The organism is Nonomuraea sp. NPDC003201 (assembly GCF_053590415.1).
Map to the genome: position 1 here is coordinate 1 of NZ_JBSFTC010000507.1, position 5,333 is coordinate 5,333.

At 72.7% G+C, this 5,333-nt stretch carries 6 protein-coding genes; 5 read left to right on the top strand and 1 reads right to left on the bottom strand.

Going from position 1 to position 5,333, the window contains the following annotated elements; translation table 11 throughout:
* Positions 1-1,361, top strand: a 1,361-nt coding sequence (locus ACWDX9_RS59215; RefSeq protein WP_449972414.1) for a multicopper oxidase family protein, incomplete at its 5' end; no start/stop codon positions are given.
* 12 nt (positions 1,362-1,373) lie between these two features.
* Positions 1,374-1,985, top strand: coding sequence for a hypothetical protein (locus tag ACWDX9_RS59220; protein WP_449972416.1), 612 nt, complete (start codon positions 1,374-1,376; stop codon positions 1,983-1,985).
* Positions 1,986-2,041: 56 nt separating this feature from the next.
* Here the strand turns inward: ACWDX9_RS59220 and ACWDX9_RS59225 are convergent, their stop codons facing one another.
* A complete protein-coding gene (locus tag ACWDX9_RS59225; RefSeq protein ID WP_449972418.1) occupies positions 2,042-2,938 on the bottom strand; it encodes an SDR family oxidoreductase in 897 nt (298 codons plus the stop codon).
* A gap of 100 nt (positions 2,939-3,038) precedes the next feature.
* Here ACWDX9_RS59225 and ACWDX9_RS59230 point away from each other — a divergent pair, with 100 nt between their 5' ends.
* The 3 genes from ACWDX9_RS59230 (at position 3,039) to ACWDX9_RS59240 (ending at position 5,177) form a co-directional block, all read left to right on the top strand.
* On the top strand, positions 3,039-3,617 hold the full coding sequence (locus ACWDX9_RS59230; RefSeq protein WP_449972420.1) for a helix-turn-helix domain-containing protein: 579 nt from the start codon (positions 3,039-3,041) through the stop codon (positions 3,615-3,617).
* Between the two features lie 184 nt (positions 3,618-3,801).
* Positions 3,802-4,212 carry a MerR family transcriptional regulator gene (locus tag ACWDX9_RS59235; protein WP_449972423.1) on the top strand — a complete coding sequence of 137 codons (411 nt, stop codon included), beginning with the start codon at positions 3,802-3,804 and terminating at the stop codon, positions 4,210-4,212.
* Positions 4,212-5,177, top strand: coding sequence for an NAD-dependent epimerase/dehydratase family protein (locus ACWDX9_RS59240; protein ID WP_449972426.1), 966 nt, complete (start codon positions 4,212-4,214; stop codon positions 5,175-5,177). Before ACWDX9_RS59235 ends, ACWDX9_RS59240 begins: the two co-directional genes overlap by 1 nt.
* Positions 5,178-5,333: the final 156 nt, after the last annotated feature.

A 5,333-nucleotide genomic window follows, 5' to 3' on the forward strand; every position in this document is an offset into this window, starting at 1 on the left:
ACTCCGTCATGGACATGGGGTACGCCGACGGCGGCCGGCAGGCGGGCGGGCCGCACCACCACCGGACCGCGGCCGCCCGCGACATCACCACCCTGGTCGCCGACCCGGCGCGCAGGCCGGACGTCGAGGTGACGCTGACCGCGCGCGAGCAGCGGGTGCGGCTGGCGTCGGGCCGCGAGATCGACGGGTACACCTTCAACGGCCGCTCCCCCGGCCCGCAGATCACGGCCGTGGCGGGCCAGCTCGTACAGGTACGGCTGGTCAACGCGTCTGTGCCCGGCGGGGTCACCCTGCACTGGCACGGCGTGGACGTCCCGGGCGGCGAGGACGGCGTCGCCGGGGTCACCCAGGACGCGGTCCGGATCGGCCGGGACTTCGTCTACCGGTTCGTCGTCCGCCGGGCCGGGACGTTCTGGTACCACTCCCACCAGCTGTCGCACGAGCAGGTCGCGGGCGGCCTCTTCGGCGCCCTGGTCGTGCGGCCCGCGCGCCCGCCGGCCGCGCTCGACGTCGTCGCCCTGGCACACCTCTACCACGGGATCCGCACCGTCAACGGGTCCGAGTCCGACGTCACCGTCCCGGCCCCGCCCGGCGCCACGGCGCGGGTACGCGTGGTCAACACCGACAACGGCCCCACCCCGGTGTGGGTCACCGGCGCCGCCTGGCGCCTGGTCGCCGTGGACGGCACCGATCTGCACGGCCCCACAGCGGTCGAGCGCGCCGCCGTCCTCGTGACGGCGGGCGGCCGGGCCGACCTCGAGGTGACCATGCCGTCCGGCGGCGGCTCCGTACGGGTGCAGATCGGCGGGCCGCTGTCGGTGGTGCTCGGCCGCCCGTCCGACGTCCCGGCGAGCGCCCGCCCGGCCGCCACCCTGGACCTGCTGACCTACGGCACCCCCGCGCCCCTCGGCTTCGACCCGGCGCACCCCGACCGCGCCTTCCGCTACGAGATGGGCCGCCGGCCCGGCTTCCTCGACGGCGTCCCCGGGCTCTACTGGACCGTCAACGGCCACATGTACCCGGACGTGCCGATGTTCACGGTCGCCGACGGCGACGTCGTCCGCATGACGATCGTCAACGACAGCGGCGAGGTGCACCCCATGCACCTGCACGGCCATCGCGCGGTGGTGCTGGCCCGCGACGGCATGCCCGCCACCGGGAGCCCCTGGTGGGTCGACTCCCTGAACGTCGAGAACGGCGAGTCCTACGACATCGCCTTCCTCGCCGACAACCCCGGCGTCTGGGTCGATCACTGCCACAACCTGCCGCACGCGCGTGAGGGGCTGCTCGTCCACCTCATGTACGAGAACGTCACGACCCCGTTCCTCATCGGCGGCCCGGCGGACAACTCGCGAGAGTGAAGGAGGACACCGGTGAAGACAGTCCCGCACCCGCTGCCCGCGTCGCTGCGCCGGCAGTCGGTGGCAAGCGGAGTCACGGGCCTGGTCGCGGACGCGTTCCTGGTCCTGTTCTACGTCGTCGCGCGGCCCTGGGCCGACGACCCCGGCGACAGCTGGCTCGGCCCGGCCAACGACGTCCTCGTCCTGCTCCAGCACCTCGCGCTTGTGCCGGTGGTGCTCGGCCTTGGCCGCCTCATGGCCGGCGACGCCCGCGCCCGCGGGTGGACCAGGATCGGCCTGGTCGCCGCCGTCCTGGTCGTCGTGCTGCAGGCGCTGCTGCTCACGGGCCTGATGCCGTTCGAGTACCAGGTCGTCCCGGTGAGCCTGAGCGCCGTCGCCGGCATGTGCTGGGCGGGCGCGATCAGCGCCGCGGGGGCGCGCACCGGCACCCTGCCCGCGGCCGTGACCCGCCTCGGCCGCGCCATCGTGATCGGGCTGCCGGTCGCCGCCGGGGCGTTCGGCGTCGGCTTCCTCGTCACGGTCGTCTTCGACGTGTCGTGGGCCTGGGCCGCCGGCGGGATCCCGGGCGCCGTCGTCTGGACGATGTTCCCCGCGTGGACGCTGCTCGTGGGCCTGCGCCGGTGATGCCGGTGGGGGTGGGCGGCGCGGCCGGCACCGCGTCGCCCGTGATCACGGTCGGTTCAGGGCTGGTCGTAGTGGCCCGCGGCGATGTCCTCCAGGAGGGTGGCGCCGGTGGGCCGCCAGCCGAGCAGTTCGCGCGTGATCGTGCTCGTTGTTGGGAAGTCGGCGGCCAGAAACCCGCCGATGAACGGGATCTCGTCGGCGATCTGCTCCGCCGGGGCGGGCTTCGCCGGCACGCCGAGGCGGTCGGCGAGCGCTTCGGCGATCCGCCGGACGGGCACGCCCTCTTCGGCGGCGACGTGCAGGATCGTGCCGGCGGGGGCGTCCTCGAGCCCCAACCGGACCAGGCGCGCGGCATCGGAGCGGTGGACGGCGGGCCAGCGGTTGTGCCCCTCGCCGGGGTAGACGGAGGCTCCGCGTCGCCGGGCGGCCTGGGCGATGATGGAGATGAAGCCGTGGTCGCCTTGGCCATGGACGGTCGGGGCGAAGCGGGCGGAAATCACCCGTACGCCACGGTCGGCGTAGGTAAGGGCGAGGTTCTCGGCACCGCCGCGGGGTGAGTCCGGGCCGACGGCGGGATTGAGATCCCGCTCCGTCGACGGGCGTCCGAGGCCGGGCAGAGCGAGGCCGGCCGCGAGCACGAACGGCCGATCGGACCCGGCGAGCGTGTCGCTGATGGTCTGGACCGCGGCCCGCTCGGCGCCGTTGGAGATCTCGGGGTGGGCGAAGTCGTGCTTGTTGGCGAGGTGGACGACGCCGTCGGCCGCGTTCGCGCCCTGGCGGATCCGGTCGAGGTCGTCGAGGTCGCCGGGGTGGACGTCCGCCCCGAGGTCCTTGATGACGGATGCCGATGCCTGGGAACGGGCCAGTCCGGTCACCTTGTGACCGGCGGCGATGAGCTCGGCGACGACGGCGCGGCCGATGAATCCGGATGCTCCGGTGACGAAAACGTGCATGGTTGGGCTCGCTTCCAAGAATGATGTCAGGAGCTGACATCACCAGCATAGCCGTGATGTCAGGCTCTGTCATCACCTCGGTTCGGGCTACGATCCGGACATGGCACGTTGGGCACCTGGAGCGTCGGATCGTCTGCAGCGGGCGGCGATGGAGCTGTTCGCCGAGGACGGCTTCGAGGCGACGACCGTGGCCGGGATCGCCGGGCGGGCCGGGGTGACCGAGCGGACGTTCTTCCGGCATTTCGCGGACAAGCGCGAGGTGCTGTTCGCCGGCGGGGAGCAGCTCGAAGCCGCCTTCGTGGGCGCGATCGCCGACGCCCCGGCGGACGCGTCCATGGCCGGGCTGCTCGCCGCGGCGCTCGATGCCGGGGGCCGGGTCCTGCAGGACGTACGGGGCCGGGAGTTCTCCCGCATGCGGAACGGGATCATCACGGCGAACGAGCAGTTGCGGGAGCGCGAGCTGCTCAAGCTGGCCAAGCTCTCCCACGCCGTGACCGCCGCGCTCGTCGCCCGCGGCATCGCCCAGGTGACCGCTTCCCTGGCCGGCGAGCTGGGCGTTCTGGTGTTCAAGACGGCCTTCGCCCGGTGGATCGCGCCCGATGAGACCCGCGATCTGCTCGATCTGCAACGCGAAGGTCTCGCCGCCATCAGCGACCTGACCCGTGCCGAGACCGTGTGACCCGATGTTGACGCTGTCGCTCTCCGCTCAGTGCGCCGGACCGGGCGGCACCCGCTGAGGTCGGTGGCGGCGCCCGGGCGCCGTACCTGGACGTCACCGGTCCGGGCGGCACAGGCCCCGCGTTTGACCTCAAGCGCTTGAGGTGTGTTTCGCTGACCGCATGGCAGTTTTGACCATCCATGAGGTGTCCCGGCGCAGCGGGCTGAGTGAGCCGACCCTGCGCTACTACGAGGAGGTCGGGCTGGTCGGCCCGATCGACCGTGACGAGAACAGCGGGCACAGGCGTTACCGCGACGAGGATCTTCACGTGATCGAGGCGCTGGCCTGCCTTCGCGCGGTCGGCGTGGGCATCGGAGACATGCGCACCTACCTGGCGAACCGCACCCGCGGGCGGCTGGCGGCGGCCGAACAGCGCGATCTGCTGCTGCGTCATGCGGAGCGCATCGAGGCCGAGATCCTCGCCCAGCATGCCCGGCTGGCCTATCTGCGGGAGAAAGCGGCTCTGTGGGACGCTCGCGACCGCGGCGACACGGCCGCGGAGTCCGAGGCGATGCGGCGTTCCATCGATGCGGCCGGTCGCTTGGGGGTGCTGTGATGAGCCGGGTCCTGGTCACCGGCGGGGCCGGCTACGTGGGGACGCACCTGATCGCCGCGCTGCTGCGGGCCGGGAGACCGGTGCGCGCCACGGTGCGCCGGACGGCTCAGGAGGCTGAGCTGCGTGCGGCGGTGCGCCGCGGCGACGCCGACGACGCCGGCCTGGAGATCGTCGCCGCCGACCTGATGGCCGACGACGGCTGGCCTGCCGCGGTGGCCGGGTGCGAGGAGGTTCATCATGTCGCCTCGCCCATCCCGGTCGCCCAGCCCGAGAACCCTGACGAGCTGATCGTCCCCGCTCGGGAGGGCACGTTGCGGGTGCTGCGTGCCGCGCGCGACGCGGGTGCCCGGCGCGTCGTGCTCACCTCGTCCTTCGCCGCGGTCGGATACACGCCCAAGCCGGGCGCCGAGTTCACCGAAGACGATTGGACCGATCCCGACACGCCGGGCCTGGCGCCATACCCGCGTTCCAAGGCGATCGCCGAGCGGGCCGCATGGGCCCTGATGGAGCGCGACGGCGGCGACACCGAACTCGTCGTGGTCAACCCGACGGCCATCTTCGGGCCCACCCTCACGACCGGCCTGCGCTCCTCGACGCAGCTGATCAAGGCGATGCTCGACGGAACGATGAGCCTCGCGCCCCGCCAGCGCTTCGGCGTCGTCGACGTGCGCGACGTGGCCGACCTGCACCTTCGCGCCATGGCGGAGCCCAAAGCCGCGGGCAAGCGCTTCCTGGCCGTCGCCGACGGTGCGACGCTGAGCTTCCTGGAGGTGGCCCAGATCCTGCGCCGACGGCTCGGCCCGGCGGGCGCACGCGTACCCACGCAGGAGGTGCCGGGGGAGGACCCGCCACGGCCGATCATCCACAACGACCGGGCCCGCAGCGAGCTCGGCTGGCGTCCGCGGCCCGCCGAGACGACGATTGTGCAGATGGCGCAGAGCCTGCGCGACCTCGGCCTGGTGTAGGCGACGGTTGGCGCCCTGTCGCCGGGGTCTTGGCGTTCACGTCGGGGCGAGTTGTCACCGGACCGCTCCGATGCTCCTATGTTTGTCAAGCAGCAACGGGAACCTCGTTGTTAGCGGCGTTTGGGCTGGTGAGGGCTTTGAAGAGCTCTCGAGCGA